At 63.7% G+C, this 17,889-nt stretch carries 12 protein-coding genes; 1 reads left to right on the top strand and 11 read right to left on the bottom strand.

Going from position 1 to position 17,889, the window contains the following annotated elements:
- Window positions 1-172: 172 nt before the first annotated feature.
- The 10 genes from ACYVL5_RS20900 to rnr form a co-directional block, all read right to left on the bottom strand.
- On the bottom strand, window positions 173-1,795 hold the full coding sequence (locus ACYVL5_RS20900; protein WP_460597507.1) for a two-component system sensor histidine kinase NtrB: 1,623 nt from the start codon (window positions 1,793-1,795) through the stop codon (window positions 173-175).
- 3 nt (window positions 1,796-1,798) lie between these two features.
- Entirely contained in the window at window positions 1,799-3,022 is a 1,224-nt protein-coding gene (locus tag ACYVL5_RS20905) for a type II secretion system F family protein (protein ID WP_460597508.1), read from the bottom strand.
- 40 nt (window positions 3,023-3,062) lie between these two features.
- On the bottom strand, window positions 3,063-4,157 hold the full coding sequence (locus ACYVL5_RS20910; protein ID WP_460597509.1) for a type IV pilus twitching motility protein PilT: 1,095 nt from the start codon (window positions 4,155-4,157) through the stop codon (window positions 3,063-3,065).
- Window positions 4,158-4,215: 58 nt separating this feature from the next.
- Window positions 4,216-5,922: a type IV pilus assembly protein gene (pilB, locus tag ACYVL5_RS20915; RefSeq protein WP_460597510.1), complete on the bottom strand. Its 1,707-nt coding sequence runs from the start codon at window positions 5,920-5,922 to the stop codon at window positions 4,216-4,218.
- A gap of 52 nt (window positions 5,923-5,974) precedes the next feature.
- A complete protein-coding gene (locus ACYVL5_RS20920) occupies window positions 5,975-6,844 on the bottom strand; it encodes a shikimate dehydrogenase (protein ID WP_460597535.1) in 870 nt (289 codons plus the stop codon).
- Entirely contained in the window at window positions 6,841-8,703 is a 1,863-nt protein-coding gene (locus tag ACYVL5_RS20925; protein WP_460597511.1) for a protein O-mannosyl-transferase family, read from the bottom strand. The genes ACYVL5_RS20920 and ACYVL5_RS20925 overlap by 4 nt, the downstream gene beginning before the upstream one ends.
- A complete protein-coding gene (locus ACYVL5_RS20930) occupies window positions 8,700-9,722 on the bottom strand; it encodes a lysylphosphatidylglycerol synthase transmembrane domain-containing protein (RefSeq protein WP_460597536.1) in 1,023 nt (340 codons plus the stop codon). Before ACYVL5_RS20930 ends, ACYVL5_RS20925 begins: the two co-directional genes overlap by 4 nt.
- A 1-nt stretch (window position 9,723) precedes the next feature.
- Entirely contained in the window at window positions 9,724-10,707 is a 984-nt protein-coding gene (locus ACYVL5_RS20935) for a bifunctional riboflavin kinase/FMN adenylyltransferase (RefSeq protein ID WP_460597512.1), read from the bottom strand.
- Between the two features lie 164 nt (window positions 10,708-10,871).
- Window positions 10,872-11,717, bottom strand: a complete 846-nt coding sequence (gene tatC, locus ACYVL5_RS20940; protein WP_460597513.1) for a twin-arginine translocase subunit TatC — start codon at window positions 11,715-11,717, stop codon at window positions 10,872-10,874.
- A gap of 81 nt (window positions 11,718-11,798) precedes the next feature.
- Window positions 11,799-14,111 carry a ribonuclease R family protein gene (rnr, locus tag ACYVL5_RS20945; RefSeq protein WP_460597514.1) on the bottom strand — a complete coding sequence of 771 codons (2,313 nt, stop codon included), beginning with the start codon at window positions 14,109-14,111 and terminating at the stop codon, window positions 11,799-11,801.
- Between the two features lie 209 nt (window positions 14,112-14,320).
- Here rnr and ACYVL5_RS20950 point away from each other — a divergent pair, with 209 nt between their 5' ends.
- Window positions 14,321-16,498, top strand: a complete 2,178-nt coding sequence (locus ACYVL5_RS20950) for a lytic transglycosylase domain-containing protein (protein ID WP_460597515.1) — start codon at window positions 14,321-14,323, stop codon at window positions 16,496-16,498.
- A gap of 248 nt (window positions 16,499-16,746) precedes the next feature.
- Here the strand turns inward: ACYVL5_RS20950 and ACYVL5_RS20955 are convergent, their stop codons facing one another.
- Window positions 16,747-17,742 (bottom strand): sugar nucleotidyltransferase, encoded by a 996-nt coding sequence (locus ACYVL5_RS20955; protein ID WP_460597516.1) that lies wholly within the window; start codon window positions 17,740-17,742, stop codon window positions 16,747-16,749.
- Window positions 17,743-17,889: the final 147 nt, after the last annotated feature.

Raw genomic sequence — 17,889 nt, forward strand, 5'->3', positions numbered from 1 at the left:
CCTGACTGGAACTGGAAACGATTCTTCACGGCAGCCTCCTCGGATGGAATGTGCCGTGATTATATGAACCACCTACGACGTAATATGTCGCGCTTGTCTTCCAGCGGAAGATTGGCGCTAATCAGGAAAGTCTTTGCCCCCAACATAGAACATAGAACATAGAACTGTTTGTTTAGCTCGGGAGGTAGAGGGTGACCATGGTCCCCCCGCCGAGCCGGCTGGCGACGGAGACCCGGCCGCCGTGGGTCTCCACGATCCGGTACACGGTGGCAAGGCCCAGGCCGGTCCCCCCCTTCTTGGTGGTGAAGAACGGCTCGAAGACCCGCTTCACCACCTCGTCGCTCATCCCCGAGCCGTCGTCGCTCACGCAGATGCGGATCTCCCGCTCGCTCCCCTCCCCATTGACCTGTTCCGCCTCCACCTGGATCTCCCCTCCCCCGGCCATCGCCTCGGCGCCGTTTACGAAGAGGTTCCAGAAGATCTGCGCACAGTGGTCCTTGTCGAAGGTGAGCACCAGGTCGCCGGGGACCCGGTTGTCGATGTTCACCCCGGCCAGGCGCGGGTCGCTCCCCAAAAGGGCCACCACGTCGGCCACCTGGCGGCGGAGGTTCAGGGGGACCGGGGCGGGCTGGGAAGGTTTCGCGTAAAGGAGGAAGTCACGCAGCAGCGTATCGAGACGGTCGGTTTCCCGCACGATGATCGAGAAGAGCCGGCGGTCCTTCTCGTCGGCCCCTTCCCGCTGGGAGACGAGCTGCACGGAGCCGCTGATGGCGGCCAGCGGGTTGCGGATCTCGTGGGCCATGCGGGCCGAGAGCTCCCCGATGGCGGCCAGGCGGTCGGCCCGTTTCAGCTCCCCGGCCATCCGCTTGATGTCGGTCAGGTCGTTGATGTCCAAAAGCGCCCCCGGTTCATCCCCTTCCTTTCCCGCCAGGGGCACCGACTTGAAGGAGAGCAGGAGCTCGTGGCCGTTTTTGGCGTGGTGGACGAAGTCGCCGTGGGAGACCCCGAAGACCCCGCCGAGGTAGGGCGAAAGCCCGGGAAAGAGCTCGTCCACCGGCCGGTCGTAGGCCTCCTGCTGGGAGAACCCGGTAAGAAGCTCCGCGTAGCGGTTGAAGACCCGGATCTTGCCGCCGGAGGAGAGGGTAACCAGGGCCGAGTCGATGGTGGAGACGATGGAACTGTGGAGCCGTTCCAGCTCCTCGTAGTCGACCACCTTTTCCTTGAGCGCGGTCTCCGAGACGCGCGCCCGTTCCGAGAGGCTCCCGGCCAGAAAGGCGATCAGGTAGAAGGAGAGGCTGTAGAGAAAGATCAGGTAGAAGACGTAGCCGGCCCCGACCTGGTGGGACATGGTCGGCCCGAGCCCCAAGGGGATCAGCCTCCCGTAGTACTGGAAATCGAGTATCGAGCCGTAGAGGATGACGCAAAGGGAGGCGGTGTAGTAGGCCTCCGAACGCGACAAAAGGACGCTGGCGCTTACGATGGAGAGAAAGTAGAGAAACGCGTACGGGGAGGCGACACCGCCGGTGATGAGGATCAGGGTGGTGACCAGGAAGAGGTCCCACACGATCTGGGCGTAGCTCACCGCCTTGAGCTGCCGCCCCGAGAACCTAAGGGAGATGAGCGAGATGAGCGAGAAGAGGTAGGTCGCGATCACCAGCCGGGTCATCACCCCCAGCGCCCCCTCCGCATAGCTCTCGCTGTTGGGGAGGTGAAGCATGAAAAGGGCGGCGAGGAAACCGGTGGCGATCACCACCCGCAGCAGTATCGACCAGACGATCCTTCTGACTTCGGGCATCGGCTATCCGCCGACGGTGGAGGCGAGCTTGAAGATCGGCAGGTACATGGCGATGACCAGGCCGCCGACGGTGGTCCCCAGGAACACCATGAGCATCGGCTCCATCATCGCGGTGAGGGCGCTCACCGCGTCGTCCACCTCGTCGTCGTAGAAGTCGGCGATCTTGTTCAGCATGGTGTCCATGGCGCCGGTCGCCTCGCCGACGGAGATCATCTGGACCACCATCGGGGGGAAGACCCCGCACTCGGCCAGCGGTTCGGCCATGGTGCGCCCCTCGGAGATCGACTGGCGCACCTTGTAGATGGCCTCCTCGACGATCTTGTTGCCGGAGGTCTTGGCCACGATGTCGAGGCCGTCCATGATGGGGACGCCGGAGCTGATCATGGTCCCCAGGGTGCGGGTGAACTTGGCCACCGAGACCTTGCGCACCAGCGGGCCGATGACCGGCGCCTTGAGGGCCATCCGGTCGATGTTCTTGCGGCCGGCGGGGGTCTGGTAGTACTTCCCGGCCCCCCACTTGGCGGCGAAGCCGAGGGCGATCAGGACCAGGATGTACTTGGTCATGAAATGGCTCAGGGCGATGACGAAGCGGGTCGGCGCCGGCAGCTCGCCGCCGAAGTCGGCGAACATCTTGGCGAAGGTCGGGATGACGAAGACCAGGATGACGCCGACGACGATGACCGCGATGGACATGATGGTGGCGGGGTAGACCATGGCGCCCTTGACCTGCTTCTTGAGCTTCATGGCCTTCTCGATGTAGGCCGCCAGTCGGTTGAGGATGGTGTCGAGGATACCGCCGACCTCGCCGGCCGCCACCAGGTTGACGTAGAGCTGGTCGAAGGCCTTGGGATGCCGGGCGAGCGATTCGGCGAAGGTGGAGCCGCTCTCGACGCTCTCCTTGACCTTGATCAGGACGTCCTTGAAGGTCGGGTTCTCCTGCTGGGAGGAGAGGATATCGAGGCACTGCACGAGCGGAAGTCCCGAGTCGATCATGGTGGCGAACTGGCGGGTGAAGACGACCAGGTCCTTGGTGTCGATCTTCTTGGCGCCGGAAAGGCCGGGGATCTTGAGCTCCATGCTGAGCCCCTTCCCCGCCTCCTTGACCGTGATGCTGCTGAAACCGTAACGTTTTAGCTGGGTCTCGACGGCGGCGGCACTGGCCGCATCCATGACCCCCTTCTGGGTGGCTCCCGCCTTGCTCCTGGCTTCCCAACTGTACTTGGGCATTCCCGTATGCTCCTTTTATCGGCCGCGCCGGAAGGTTTGGCTATCTCATCGGCGGGCGCCGGGGCATGGAGGAGCCCGGCGAGAGCATCTGCTTCAGCTCGTCCGGCTCCGGCGAGCGCCCGAGCGCCTCGTCGATGGAAATGATGTTCTTGGCTAACAGCGCCATGAGGCACTGGTTCATGGTCTGCATCCCGAACTTGTCCTGGCCGACCTGCATCTGGGAGTAGATCTGGTGCACCTTGTCCTCGCGGATCAGGTTCCTGATGGCGGGGTTGGGGACCATCACCTCCAAGGCCAGCGCGCGGCCGCGGCTGTGCATCTTGGGGACCAGGGTCTGGGAGAGCACCCCTTCCAGCACGAAGGAGAGCTGGGTCCGCACCTGGGTCTGCTGGTAGGGAGGGAAGACGTCGATGATCCTGTTGATGGTCTGGGCGCAGGAGTTGGTGTGCAGGGTGGCGAAGCAGAGGTGCCCGGTCTCCGCCAGGGTGAGCGCCGCCTCGATGGTCTCCAGGTCGCGGAGCTCGCCGATCAGGACCACGTCCGGGTCTTGCCTCAGCACGTACTTCAAGGCGTGCTTGAAGCTCTTGGTGTCGGCCCCCACCTCGCGCTGGTTGACCAGGCACCCCTTGTGGGGGTGGAGGTACTCGATCGGGTCCTCGATGGTCACGATGTGGTCGCGGCGGGACATGTTGATGTGGTCGATCATCGAGGCGAGCGTGGTCGACTTGCCGCTTCCGGTCGGCCCGGTGACCAGGATCAGGCCGCGCGGCTTGTCGCAGAGCATCTTGACAACAGGGGGAAGCCCCAATTCGTCGAAGGTGAGGATCTTGTAGGGGATGACCCTGAAGACCCCGGCCACCGCCCCCCTCTGGATGAAGAGGTTCCCCCTGAAACGGGAGAGCCCCTTGACGCCGAAGGATAGGTCGAGCTCGTTGTCCTCCTCGAAGCGGTGCTTCTGCGAGTCGGTCAGGATGCTGTAGCAGAGCTGCTTGGTCTCAACCGGGGTGAGCGGCGGGATGTCCATCGGGGTGAGCTTCCCGTCGATACGGATCTGGGGGGAGGTGTTGGTGGTGATGTGGAGGTCGGACCCTCCGCGCTCCACGAGATCCTTGAGCAGTTGATGAAAATTGACCATGTAACCTTCCTTGTGCTGTTGAAAACGCCGCCCGATACCTTTTCGCAGATGGGGTTGGTTAGTCGTCCGCCACGGTCACCCTGAGCACCTCTTCGAACGAGGTGACCCCTTCCATCAGCTTGGTGAGTCCCGACTGCCGCATGGTCTTGATGCCGAGCCGCATCGACTCGCGCTTGATCTCGGCGGTGTTGGCGCCGTTTAGGATCAGCTCGCGGATCGGCTCCATCATCGGCATGACCTGGTAGAAACCGACCCTCCCCTTGTAGCCGGTGTTGTTGCACTTGGCGCAGCCGGCCCCCCGGTAGCAGACCACCCCCGGCGCCTGGTGGGCGGGGATGCCGGCCTGGATGAGGGACTGGACCGGGATCTCCTCCACCACCTTGCATTCCGAACAGACACGCCGGGCGAGCCTCTGGGCGGTGATCAGGTTGACCGCCGAGGCGACCAGGAACGGCTCGATCCCCATGTTGAGGAGACGGTTGATGGTCGAGGGGGCGTCGTTGGTATGGAGGGTGGAGAGGACCAGGTGGCCGGTGAGGGCCGCCTTGACCCCGATCTCGGCGGTCTCGAAGTCTCGGATCTCGCCGATCATGATGATGTCCGGGTCCTGGCGGAGAAAGGCCCTCAAGGCCGCCGCGAAGTTCAACCCGATGTCCTCGTGCATCTGCACCTGGTTGATGCCGGCGAAGTTGAACTCGACCGGGTCCTCGGCGGTGGAGATGTTCTCGGTCACCTTGTTCAATTCGGAGAGCGCCGAGTAGAGGGAAACGGTCTTGCCCGAACCGGTCGGCCCGGTGACCAGCACCATCCCGAACGGCTTGTGGATCTCGCGCTTGAAGGCCTCCAGGGCTTCCGGCTCGTAGCCCAGCTTGGTCATGTCGAGCTGCAGGTTGCTCTTGTCCAAAAGCCGCATGACGATCTTCTCGCCGAACAGGGTCGGCAGGACCGAGACGCGGAAGTCCATGTCCTTGCCGCCACCCAGCTTGATCTTGATGCGGCCGTCCTGCGGCAGGCGGCGCTCGGCGATGTCGAGCTCGGCCATGATCTTGATACGGGAGGTGATGGCGTTTTTGAGCTTCATCGGAGGCTTCATCACCTCGTAGAGGATGCCGTCGATCCGGTAGCGGACCCGGAAGCTCCTCTCGTAGGGCTCGATATGGATATCGGAAGCCTTCTTCTTGATGGCGTCGGTTAGGATCAGGTTGACCAGCTTGACGACCGGGGCGTCCTCGGTGGCGCGCTCCAACTGGGTGAGGTCGACGTCCTCCTCGTCCCCCATGACCTCGAGGTCGTCCATCTCGAGGTCGTTCATCACGTCGGCCAGCGAGGCGGTCTGGTCGTAGAGCTTGTCGATGGCGGCCTTGATGGCGCTTTCGGCCACCACCACCACTTCCACGTTGTAGCCGGTCATGAACTTGATGTCGTCGATGGCGAAGATGTTCGACGGATCGCTCATGGCGATGATCAGCGTGGAGCCGGCACGGTTGACCGGGACGATCTGGTACTTGGTGGCCACCTCGGCAGGGATGATCTTGACCACCGCCGGATCGACGTCGTAATCGGTCAGGTTTATGGTGGGGACGCCATACTGCTTGGAGAGAAACGAGGTGAGGTCGGCCTCGCTGATCAGCGAGTCGCGGACCAGTATGGAACCAAGGCGCAGGTTTCCCCCGGCCGCTTTCTGCTCGGCGAGTGCCTGCTGAAGCTGTTCCTTGGTGATCAGGTTGTTCCCGACCAGGAGTTCACCCAGTCTGCTTACGTGCATACGGACCTCAAAGTTCAATAACTTCGAATGGTATTTTGTAATCGCGGCGTTGTCAAGGCTTACCTAATGAATGGTAAGCGGTCAGGGCTCTCTCCATGCAACCTTTCGGGGGGTGCACCCCGGTCCAGAGATAAAACGCCGCCTCACCCTGGGCGACCAGCATCCCCAGCCCGTTGGCGCTGGGGACCCCGTGGCGGACCGCCTCCCGCATGAGAGGAGTGACCGGCGGGGCGTAGACCATGTCGTAGACGGCGAAGCCTTCGGGAAGGCCGGCCAGGGCGAGCCCGGGGAGGGAGTCCTCCTTCATCCCCACCGAGGTGGTGTTGACGAGAAGGTCGAAAGAGGCCAGGTACCCCGGGTCGGACAGCCGGTCCAGGGAGACCGCAGCGAGCGAGCAGCCGGAAAGGTGCGGAGCAAGCGACCGGCAGAGGTCGCTCCCCTTCTCCACCGAGCGGTTGGCGATCTCGACCCGGGCCGCCCCGGAAAGGGCCAGCGAGGCGACCGCGCTCCGGCCGGCGCCTCCCGCCCCCACCACCAGCACCGAGCGGCCGGCCGGCGAGAAGGCGAGCTTCTCGCGAAGCGCGGCCACCAGGCCGATCCCGTCGGTGTTGTGGCCGGTCATCCTCCCTTCCCGCACCACCACCGTGTTGACCGCGCCGATCAGGCGGGCCTCGTCGGAGATCTCGTCCAGAAGCGGCATCACCGCCACCTTGTGGGGGATGGTCACGTTGAAGCCGGCCACGCCCAGGGCGGAGAGCCCCGCCACCGCCTCGGCGAGGCGGTCCGGGTGGACCGGGAAGGGGACGAAGCACCAGTCGAGCCCGAGCTCGGCAAAGGCGGCGTTATGCATCACCGGCGAAAGCGAGTGGGCAATGGGGAAGCCGATGATCCCCGCCAGGGTGGTCTTTCCGGTAATCATCAGCGCACCCGGTAGTTGGAGAGCATCTGCTGCACCTGGGGGATCACCTCGGGGGCCATCCGGCTCGCCTGCTCGAGATCGCGCAGGGCGGCCTGGGTGTTCCCCTGCTTGAAGTTGGTCTCCGCGTCCTCGATATGGGCGGAGGCGTAGATCAGGATCGCCTTGCCGGTGTCGAGGTCCCGGAAGAACATCCCGCTGTCGGGCGCGATCCCCCGCATGCTGTAGTACGGCCAGATGTCGACCGGAGGCGGCAGCGGCGAGCCGCCGGGGAGGAGCCGGTAGACGATGCCGTCCTGCTGCAGGATGAGCTGCGGGAAGGGGACCGTGTAGCGGGTGGAGAAGTCGACGTAGACCGGACGGAGCGGGAGCTGCTCCTGGATCGAGACGGCGAGGTTATTCTCCGGCGCGCTCTGCTCGAGCGGCATCCTCCTGATGGCGGAGTTGGCGAAGAGATCGGGGAAGGTGTCGAGGTACCAGTCGAAGACCAGGTGGGGGGTATGCGGCAGGAGCACGTCCTCGCGCATACGTTCCACCCCCTGGACGTACCAGAGCGGGAAGGCGCCGGAGTCCCCCCAGGTGTACATGACGGCACCCTGCGGCAGCGAGCGGAGCGTGTTCTCCGCGTAGTCGTAGGCGATGTAGTTCTCGTGCTGGTCGTTCTCGCGGTAGTTGAGGCCGCAGATGGCGACCGGCAAGGTGAAGACGAGGGCCAACAGGGTGAAGCGGACCACCGCCATCCCCGCCAGGTCCCCGGGAAGCCGGGTGAGGATCTCGCGGATGACGGCATAGCACCCCACCCCGATGAAGACGGCGCTCAAAAGGTAGAGCGGGGTGAAGAATTCCTCGGTGAGGAAGATGGTCTCCTTGGGGGTGTTGAAGTAGCCGACGATCACCAGGAGGAAGGAGGCCACCCCGATCAGGTAGGCGAGCACCAGGTACATCTTCTTCCTGAAGAGCACGGCAAGCCCGATGAACAGGAGGACGACCCCGGCCACGGTGAACTCGAAGGGGACGTTGAAGGCGTTCACCTGGTACCTGAGGAGCTCGAAGTCGCGGACCGGGGGCTCGACCGGGTACCCCTTGCGGAGCATGGTCCAGAGGAACTGGGTCAGGTTTCTGGAATCCCCCCAGTTAAGAAGCGGCTTCCTCAAGGCGCGCACGATGATGTGGAGCTGGATGGCGAAGCCCAAAAGCCCGAAGGCGACGGCGATGACGATCTCCTTGAAGCGGAGAAAGACCCGGCGGTCGGCGGAGATAAGGAGCCAGGCGTAGCAGGGGATCATCAGCACCACGATCTGGTGGGCGCCGGTCCCCAGCCCGCAGAGGAAGGCCCCCAGGTAGACGTAGGAGGGGCGCTCCTCACCGGAGAGGTACCCCTCGCGCCAGCGGAGCATGAGGTAGAAGACCATGCCGCAGATGAAGGCCAGGATCGGGTACGGCTTGTCATGGTTGGACTGGAGCCACAGCCTCGGGGTGCCGGCGAAGGCGAGCGCGGCGGCCAGCGAGATGGCCCCTTTCCAGAAGCGGCCGCGGGGGCCGGCCAGGAACTCCTCGTCCTTGAGGATATGGCTCGTCAGGAGAAAGACGCCGTAGCAGGCGGCCGCGGCGGAGAAGGCGGTGGCCAGGTTGACCCTAAAGGCGATGCTCCCCAGGGGGAGCCAGGTGAAGGGCTTGGCGTAGTTGATGAAGAGGGGATAGCCCGGGGAGTGGGCGGCCCCCAGGGACGCGGTGGCGGTGATGAACTCGCCTGAGTCGAAGAAGGTGACCGAGGGGGCCAGGGTCAAAAGGTATATGAAGAGCGGGAGCAAAAACGAGAGGAGGGCTAAGGGGTCCAGCCTCTTGAGGATTCCGGTTTGATTCACGCAGGCTCTCCAGTTTCGTTATTTTGTCTGAGGTCCTTCACGGACAGCTTGTCCCGCCAGAGGTAATAGAAGCCGACCGGGATGACCGGGAAGAAGCTGAGGGCGTGGATGACCAGGGCGATACTGACCGACATCTCCCATTTGGCCCCCAGCGCGGTGAGCGCCACCGCGCCGGCGTACTCGTAGGTTCCCACCGATCCCGGCGAGGCCGGGATCATCACGGCGAACACCAGGAAAACCATGATGAACAGCGAGGCCGAAATCGGCATGGGAAGCCCGAAGGCACGCAAAAGCAGGTCGACCGGCCAAATGGCGGTGGCCCAGATGGCGAGCGAGCTCCCCACAATGCCGAAGAACTGCAGCGGCGAGGCCGAGAGCCTGAGCCCGTCGATGAAAGAGGTCAGCAAATCTTCGATCTTGCTGGAAAAACGGATTGGCAAAGGGGTCAGCAACCAGCGCACCACCCCCAGGGTCCATGCCGTCCTCTGTTTGAGCAACACCAGAAAGGCGATGACCACCAGGTAGAGACCCAGCATTAGATATCCGCCGCGCATCAGCTGCTGGTGAAGCCCCGCCTTCCCGGGGGGCAGGGTCACCGTGAAAAAGGCGACCACCAGCACCAGCAGCATGGTGAATCCGTCGCACAAGCGGTCCACCACCAGGGTCGCGAAGACCGCGCTGAACTCCATCCGCTCCCTGCGGGCCAGCGCATAGGCGCGCATGAACTCGCCGAGCCGGGCCGGGAATACGTTGTTCCCCATGTAGCCGATCATGGTGGCGGAAACGAGGTTGGAAAGCCGCGTCCGCTTGATGGGTAACAGCAGGAACTTCCATCTGACCGCCCGCAAAAAATAGCTCACGAAGGTGAGTACCAGGGCGGGGAACAGGTAGCGGTAATCCATCCCCTTGAAGGCCGCGGTCAGTTTGTCGAGCTCGATCTTCCTGAAGACGAGCGCCAGGAAAAAGAGGCTGATGGCGATTCCCGCCAGCAGTTTGATGTCTATCTTTGGCTTGGCCAGGTCATTCTCCTTGTCGGCCGCTCAGGTCACGGCCAGGATCGGCCTGGCCGGCCGAGCTTTCCGGGAGCCCCAGGATGGCGCGGCAGCGGGCTACGTCCCTGGCGATGGCTTCCTTTAACGCGTCGACGTTGGGGAAACGCATCTCCCCGCGCAGCCTTTCGATGAAGGTGAGGGTCACCTCCCTGCCGTAGAGATCCCCGTCGAAGTCGAAGAGGAAGACCTCCAGGGAGAGCCGGTGGCCGTCGAAGGTCGGGTTGGTTCCTATGTTGCACGCCCCGTTGAAGTGGTCGTGGCCGACGGCGACCCTCACGGCGTACACCCCCGCGGCCGGGAGGAGATCCTTCTGGACGCAGAGGTTGGCGGTGGGGAAGCCGAGCAGGCGCCCGCGCTGGTCGCCGTGGATGACGGTGCCGGTCACCGCGTAGTGGCGCCCGAGCACCGAGAGCACCCCCTTCACGTCGCCGGCCCCCACCATGTTGCGGACCGCGGTGGAGCTGTAGATGGTGGTGCCGTTGGAGATCGGCTCCAGGAGATCGACCGTGTAGCCGTGGCGCTCCCCGAGCGATCTCAGGAGGTTCACGTCACCCTCGCGGCCGCGGCCGAAGGCGTAGTCGTAGCCGATCACCATGCTCTCCATCCCGAGGGTCCCCACCAGGATCTCCTCCACGAACTGGGTGGCGGGGATGGAGGCGAAGTTCCAGTCGAAGGGGATCTCCAAGAGGTAGTCGATGCCGGCCGCCGCGATCAGCGCCTCCTTTTCGGTGGTGGTGGTGATCAGCTTGACGCCGGTGCCGGGAGAGACCACCTGCATCGGGTGCGGCGTGAAGGTGATCACCACCGACACCCCGCCCTGGGCCCGCGCCTTTTCGGTCAGCCGCCGGAAGATCTCCCGGTGCCCCAGGTGGACGCCGTCGAAGTTCCCGATGGTGACCGCCGGGTGGCGCAGTTTCTCTTTTACCTCGGAGAGGTTTCTGAAAATGATCATGAACTGAGACTCGTTCTATGTTCTACGTTCTATGTTCCAGGTTAAAACATCAAAGCGCAAACCTTGAAGCTGGAACCTGCTGACGGGAAAGCGATCGTCGATCTGGTTCAGGTTGTAACGTAGAACCTGGAACGTAGAACCTAGAACTTGTTTTTGTCTGTTTCTTACGCTTCCGCCTCGACCTCGACCGGCTTTTTCTTCTTACCGAAGACCAGCGCGACCCAGATGCTCACCTCGTACATGAGGTAGAGCGGGATCATGATCACGAACATGGTGATGAGATCGGCATGGAAGGCGGCGATGATGGAACTGGCCAGGAGGGCGTACTTCCTGCGGGCGGCCAGCATGCGGTAGTTGACGATCCCGAAGCGGGCCAGCAAAAGCGAGAGGATCGGGAGCTCGAAGATCCCGCCGAAGATGAGGATGAGCCGCAGGCAGAAATTGATGTAGGCGGAGATGTTGAACCAGCTCTGCAGCCCCGCCGCCTCGTAGGAGAGGGAGAAGTTGATGATGACCGGCCAGATGACGATCAGGAAGAAGAGCGCGCCGACGCAGAAACTGAGCGAGGCGGCGGTCACGAACGGCACCACCATCCTCCTCTCCTTGCGGGTCAGCCCCGGGGCGACGAAGAGCCAGAACTGGTGGAAGATCACCGGCAAGACGATCACGAAGCCGGCCAGCATGGAGATCTTGCACTGGACGAAGAAGGGCTCCAGGGGCGCGCTGTAGTTAAGCATCCGGGGCCTCTCGGGGACCGCCTTCTCCTCCCCCACCTTGTAGCGCTTGTAGGCGTCGGGGTAGCGCTTTTGAAGCTCGCCGTACATGCTCTTCTTTAGATCGGTGAGGTAGGTCTTGCCGGTGAGGGGCTTCTCGACGAAGTTCAAGAGGTCGTTGGAGAAGTTCCACGCGACACCCATCCCGATGACGATGGCGACCACGCAGACAATGAGCCGTTTCCTCAGTTCAGCGAGGTGTTCCAGAAACGGCAGTACCTTTTCATCCGACGACATAGACCCCCTCTTCTCCTGTCCTTACATTGGTGAGCACAAACCGATGCTATACCACAGCGGTCAAAGCGAGCGCAACAGCTTTCAACGGCGCTTGGGCTTGGGACGCTTCCCCTTGACCGGTACCCGCTGGTAGATTTCCCCCTCGGGAGGCGGGGAAACCGGGCGCTTCTCCAGGGTTCCCACCAGGGCGAATTCGACCTGGCGGCGCGCCTCGTTCACCCCCGCCACCCGGACGCGCAGCTTGTCGGCGATCCGGTAGCTGACCCGGGAGTGCTGGCCGATGAGGGCGTGCGCCTTTTCCTGGTGCTCCCAGTAGTCCATCGGGAGGGTCGCCACCGGGATCATCCCCTCCACGAAGAGATCGACGAGCTCCACGAAGAGGCCGAAGGGGGCCACCCCCGTGATGAAGCCGTCGTACTCCTCGCCGATCTTGTCCCGCATGAACTGCATCTTCTTGAGATCGACCATCTCCCGCTCGGCCTCCATGGCGACCCGCTCCCGGCGGCTCGTGTGGAGCGCCACCTCGGGAAGCCTCCCCTCGAGCTGCGCCTTCTCCGCGCCGGTCATCTTGCCGGAGAGGACCCGGCGCAGGATCCGGTGCACCACCAGGTCCGGGTAGCGGCGGATGGGGGAGGTGAAGTGGGTGTAGGAAGGGGCGGCCAGGCCGAAGTGGCCGAGGTTCTCGGCGCTGTAGCGCGCCTGCTTCATGCAGCGCAGGAGCACCTCGTTGATGAGCCGCTCCTCGGGCTTACCCTCCACCTCCGCCAGGAGTTTCTGCAACGCGATCGGGCTCACCTTGCCGTCCAGGACCTGCAGCTCGTAACCGAAGCCGAAGACGAACTCGGCCAGGTCCTGGAGCTTCAAGGGGTCCGGGTTTTCGTGGACGCGGTAGAGCGAGGGGACCGGCGTGTTCTCCAGAAAGCTCGCCACCGCCTCGTTGGCGGCCAGCATGAACTCCTCGATGATCCTGTGGGCGAGGTTTCGCTCCGCCTTCACGATGGCGGTGGTCTCCCCCTGCAGGTCGAGGATGATCTGCGGCTCGGGGAGGTCGAAATCGATGCTGCCGCGGAGGGCCCTTTTCTTGTTGAGCTTTAGGGCGAGCTCCTCCATGAGCTGCAGATCCGCGAGAAGATGGGTGTGGGCGGCGATGGTCTCCTTATCCTTGTCCACCAGCACCTTTTTCACCGTCGTGTAGGTGAGCCGGGCCGCGCTCTTGATCACCGAGGGATAGAAGCGGGCCTTGACCATCTCCCCCTGGGGATCGAAGTGCATCTCGGCGGTCATGGTCAGCCGGTCCACCTGGGGGTTAAGCGAGCAGATCCCGTTGGAGAGCTCCTCCGGGAGCATCGGTATGCAGCGGTCGGGGAAATAGACCGAGGTCCCCCTGAGGTAGGCCTCGTCGTCGAGCTTGGAGCCCTGGGGGACGTAGTGGGAGACGTCGGCGATGGAGACCCAGAGCGTGATCCCCTCCCCGTCCCGGGCCACCGAGACGGCGTCGTCGAAGTCGCGGGCGGTCTCGCCGTCGATGGTGACCGTGGTGCGTCCCCGGAGATCCTCCCGCCCTTTGAGCGCCTCCTCCTCGACAGCTTGCGGCGCGCGGGTCGCCTCCGCCATGACCTCCTTGGAGAAGAGGTGGGGGAGTTCGTACTTCTTGATGACGGTGAGGACCTCGACCTCGGGGTCGTTGGCCTCGCCCAAGACCTCGGCTATGATCCCTTCCAGGCTTCTCGTCGCCGTGGGATAGGAGGTGATGGTCGCCTGCACCACCTCCCCCTCCCGGGCCCCCTTGGTGTCGCCCGGCGCCACGAAGAGGTCGCGGAACAGGCGCGGGTCGTCGGGGACCACCCTGCCCCCCTTGCCGATCGCCTCGAAGCGGCCGATCACGCTGGTCACCCCGCGCTGGACGAGGGCGGTCACCCTCCCCTCGCGCTTGCCGTCCCGGCGGGTGGAGACCACCTGGGCCTCCACGATGTCGCCGTTCATGAAGTCGGTCAGGTAGCGGCGGGGGATGAAGAGATCCTCCCCCCCCTCCTCCGGCGCCAGGAAGCCGTAGCCGTCCGGGTGGATGGAGAGCCTCCCCTTGAGCGAGTTGCCGCCGGAAAGGGCGTAGATCCTACCCGGGAGCTTGACGATCTGCCCCTCATCCACCAGGCGGTCGAGGTGCTCCTCGAAGCGGGGGCGCTCGAAGCGGGTCACCCCGAAGGCCTTGAGCATCTGCCTGAAGGGGACCGGCTCCCCCTTCCCCAAAAGCCTCAGCACCGGGTCGCTTGCCCGCTGTCCCCCCGGGTGCGGGTGCGCCTCGCGGTGCTCCTTCCCCTGGTGCGCCTGTCGGCGCTCCCTCACCGGCTGGGCATCTTTTCCGCTGCCCTTGCGCGGCCCTCTCCCCCTGTGCATGCAGAACTCCTCGGTTGGTCGGTAATTTCAATGAAAAAGTGATGAATAGGTTCTTAATGGATAATGCAGAAGCGCCGGCGGAAAGTCAATGCCCACCCACCGCCGATCTACAGCCGCGGCATCTTTAATGGGGCAATCTCTCCTTGCTATTTCATCATCGGTTCGGTAAAAGTAGGAGGTTAACCTTGCACCTCGGAGGCGTATTTTCCATGCTGTTTTCCCGCGTCATCGCAGCCGGATTGATCATAGTTTCGGCCACCCTTCCCGCTTCCGCAGTAACGACCAGAAACGTCCTCGACGCCCCCCTCGCCGCCGCCGCGGCGCGCATGAAGGTGAAGGACTTCAACGGGGCCCGCACCGCCGCCCTGAAGAGCAGCGAGGCCGGGGCCCGCGCCTTCATGGTCGGCATGGCGGACATAAAGCTCGAGAACTGGGAAGAGGCCGCCGCCCAACTCGCGTCCGCCGCCGAGAGCTACCCGCTCCTGGCCGACTACGCCCTGTACAACCAGGCGCTCGCCCTCTCCAAGCTGGAGCGTTACGACCAGGCGCTCAATCCCCTCTACCGGCTTTTGCAGCAGTACCCGGAGAGCAGGCTGGTCCGGGCGGCCATGATCCTCTACGGCGACTCCATCGCCTCCCGCGGCTATCCCAAGGAGGCCCTGGAGACCTACACCCTCTTCATCGAACAGTACCCCTCCGGGAGCGACTCCATCTCGGCCCTCTACGGCTCCGCCCTTTGCAAGGAGAAGCTCGGCGACTCCAAGGCTGCCGCCTCCATCTTCCGCAGCCTCTGGCTCAAGTACCCCACCTCCCCCTTCTCGGAGAAGGCGGCCGGCCAGCTTGAATTCCTGGCCCAGGCGGGGGTGACCGTCGATTCCTACACCCCGGCCGAACTCTTCAAGCGGGCCGTCACCCTCTACGACCTCGGGCGCAGCAGGGATGCCGCCGACGCCCTGGCCAAGCTCCCGCTCGACGGTCAAAGCGACGACTTCGCCTTCCGGGTGCGCCTCAAGCTCGGGCAGGCGCAGCTCAAGGCGCGCCACTACGAAGATGCGCAAGCCACCTTCCACACCATCATCAACAAGGGGGCCGCGAACGGCAACCTGGCCGAGGCGAGGTACTGGCTTGGCAAGGCGCTCGACAAGGCCGGCAAGACCGACGAGGCGTACCAGGTATTCATGAAACTCGCCGAGGTTCCCCGTTCCTCCACCGTGGCGGACGACGCCCTCCTGGAGGCTGCCTACCTGAAGCGTTTCCAGAAGAAATGGGGGGAAGCGCAGCAACTTTTCAAAAGGTATCTCGACACCTACCCGGCACAGAGGACCCCGACCGTGATCTGGGAGACCGCCTGGACGAGTTACCTCTCCCGCGACTACAAGGCCGCCGCCGGCTTCTTCAGGCAGCTTGCCGATCACGACGAGACCAGGGAGAAGGCGCTCTACTGGCTCGGCAAAGCGCTGACCGCCACCGGCGACAGCAAGGGGGCCGAGTCCGCCTTCTCGACGCTCGCCTCCGAGTACCCCTTCGGCTACTACGCCCTGATCTGCAACCGGATGTGCCCGGTATCCGCGTTCCCGCAGCCCCCGAGGAACCTCACCGATTCGCTCACCATGCCGGCCGGCTACGAGCGGGAAAAGGCGCTGATCGCCTTCGGGCTGTACGACGAGGCGGGGCGCGAGCTGAGCGCCAAGAGGGGAAAGAACACCCTGATGCTCGCCCGGCTCTACCTGGAGATGGGGAACTACAACGGCGCCTTCAACCTGATCTCCCGGGAGAAGCCGAGGCGCTCGCTGTCGGAGAGCGGCCAGATGTGGGGCCTCTTCTATCCCCTGGCCTTCCGCGACGACGTGACCCACCAGGCCTCCATCAACTCCATCCCCGACACCCTGGTCTGGGCGGTGATGAGAACCGAGAGCAACTACTTCCCGGGTGCACTGTCACCGGTCGGCGCGGTGGGGCTCATGCAGATCATGCCGGCCACCGCCGAAAGGATCTCGCGGGGTGACGGCTCCCGGCTCACCCATCCCGACCTCAACATCCGGCTGGGGGCGAAGCACCTCAAGAGCCTTCTGGCCAGCTACAACGGCAACATGACCCTGGCCATCGCCGCCTACAACGCCGGCTCGGGCAACGTCAACCGCTGGCAGAAGTCGCTGGGCGATCTCCCCCAGGACGAGTTCGTGGAGAGCATCCCCTTCCGCGAGACCCGGGAGTACGTCAAGAAGGTCGCTACCGCCATGGAGATCTACAAGAGGCTCTACCGCCTGCAACCGGCCCCGGCCAAGGGCGCCCTCCCCCAGACCGGGGTAAAGGAAGAGACGCAAGGATCCTCCGATTCTCCCTCTCCCGCCGAACCCGCCCCCCAGGAGCCCGGCCCCGCCCAGTAACGTAGGGTGGGCACCCAGTGCCCACGCGCGTTCGCATGGCGGCGAGCCAGCGGCAGAGGGGACTGGCACCGCCAGGTGCCTGTCCCCCTAGCGGAACGCTCTTTCTGCCCAACCGGCTTTCTCAAAGCCCCGAGGGGACAGGCACCTAGCGGAGCCAGTCCCCCTCCTTCGGGAGAGGGCTCTAAATTAAAAAAAAAAGGGGGCGGCCCAATCGGCCGCCCCCTTTTCGTTTATTCCGAGCTCTTCCCCTACCCTTCCATCTCGATATGGGAGTGATCTCCGATGTTCATCCGCCTGGTTCCCCCTATCAGGTGCACGCAATCCCCGAGGATCGAGTGGTGCAGCACGATGTTGCTGACATGGGAGTCGCTGTTGACGATGGTCTCCTTCAGGATGCTGGCCTCCACCACGCTGCCGGCGGCCACCGAGACGTTGGGGCCGAGTATGGAGCCCCTGACCACCGCCCCCTTCTCGATATGCACCGGCTCGATGAGCACCGAATCGACCACCTCGCCGTGATTGTGATGGCGCCCGGCCAGGAGGTAGCTGTTGGTCTGCAAGAGGGTCTCCGGCGTGCCGCAGTCGAGCCAGGCGTCGATCTCGGGAGCCTTGAACTTCAGGCCATCCCTGATCATCCGCATGAAGACCGCCGGGAGGTAGTACTCCCCCTTGACCGTCTCGCAGGCGTGGATGGTCTGCTCCAGGTATTCCATGAAGGAGAGACCGTCCTTCAGGTAGTAGAGCCCGACCTGGGCCAGCTTGGAGATCAGGGTGTCCGGCTTCTCGACCATGTCGACGATGAAACCGTCGCGGACGACGTTGACCCCGAAGCGCTGGTAGTCCTCCACCTCCTTGGAGTAGATGAGGCCGTCGCAGTCCGTGCAGAGGGCGGGGATGCGGGTCAGGTCGGCATCGAAGATGGTGTCGTTGAAGACGATCAAGAGGTCGTCCCCCTTGTTGATGTAGGGCGAGGCCAGTGAAACGGCGTGGGCCGGTCCCTTCCGTTCCTTCTGCACGATGTACCGGCAGTTGAGATTGGGGAAGGCGCACTGCATGAATTCCTGGACCTGGCCGCCGTTTTCGTCGGTTATGAAGAGGAATTCAGTGGCATTGAGCGGTATGAGGCGGCTGATGATGTGTTCCAGCACGGTCTTTCCGGCGACGTGAACGAGAGACTTCGCCTTCGTGTGAGTGTGCGGCCTGAGCCTCGTGCCTTTGCCGGCGACCGGGAGCAATATCTTCATGTATGGGTTCCCCTTTTGAATAGATAGCAGAAAAGCAGGCCACCGCTGCCAGCGACTGTCAGTGGGACAAATTATGTCACGACTGGGCGAGCACGTCCAGATGCGAGGGACTGAAATAGTATCATAGAAGAGATCCCCATTCCACCA

The sequence above is a fragment of the Geomonas sp. Red276 genome, assembly GCF_054784495.1.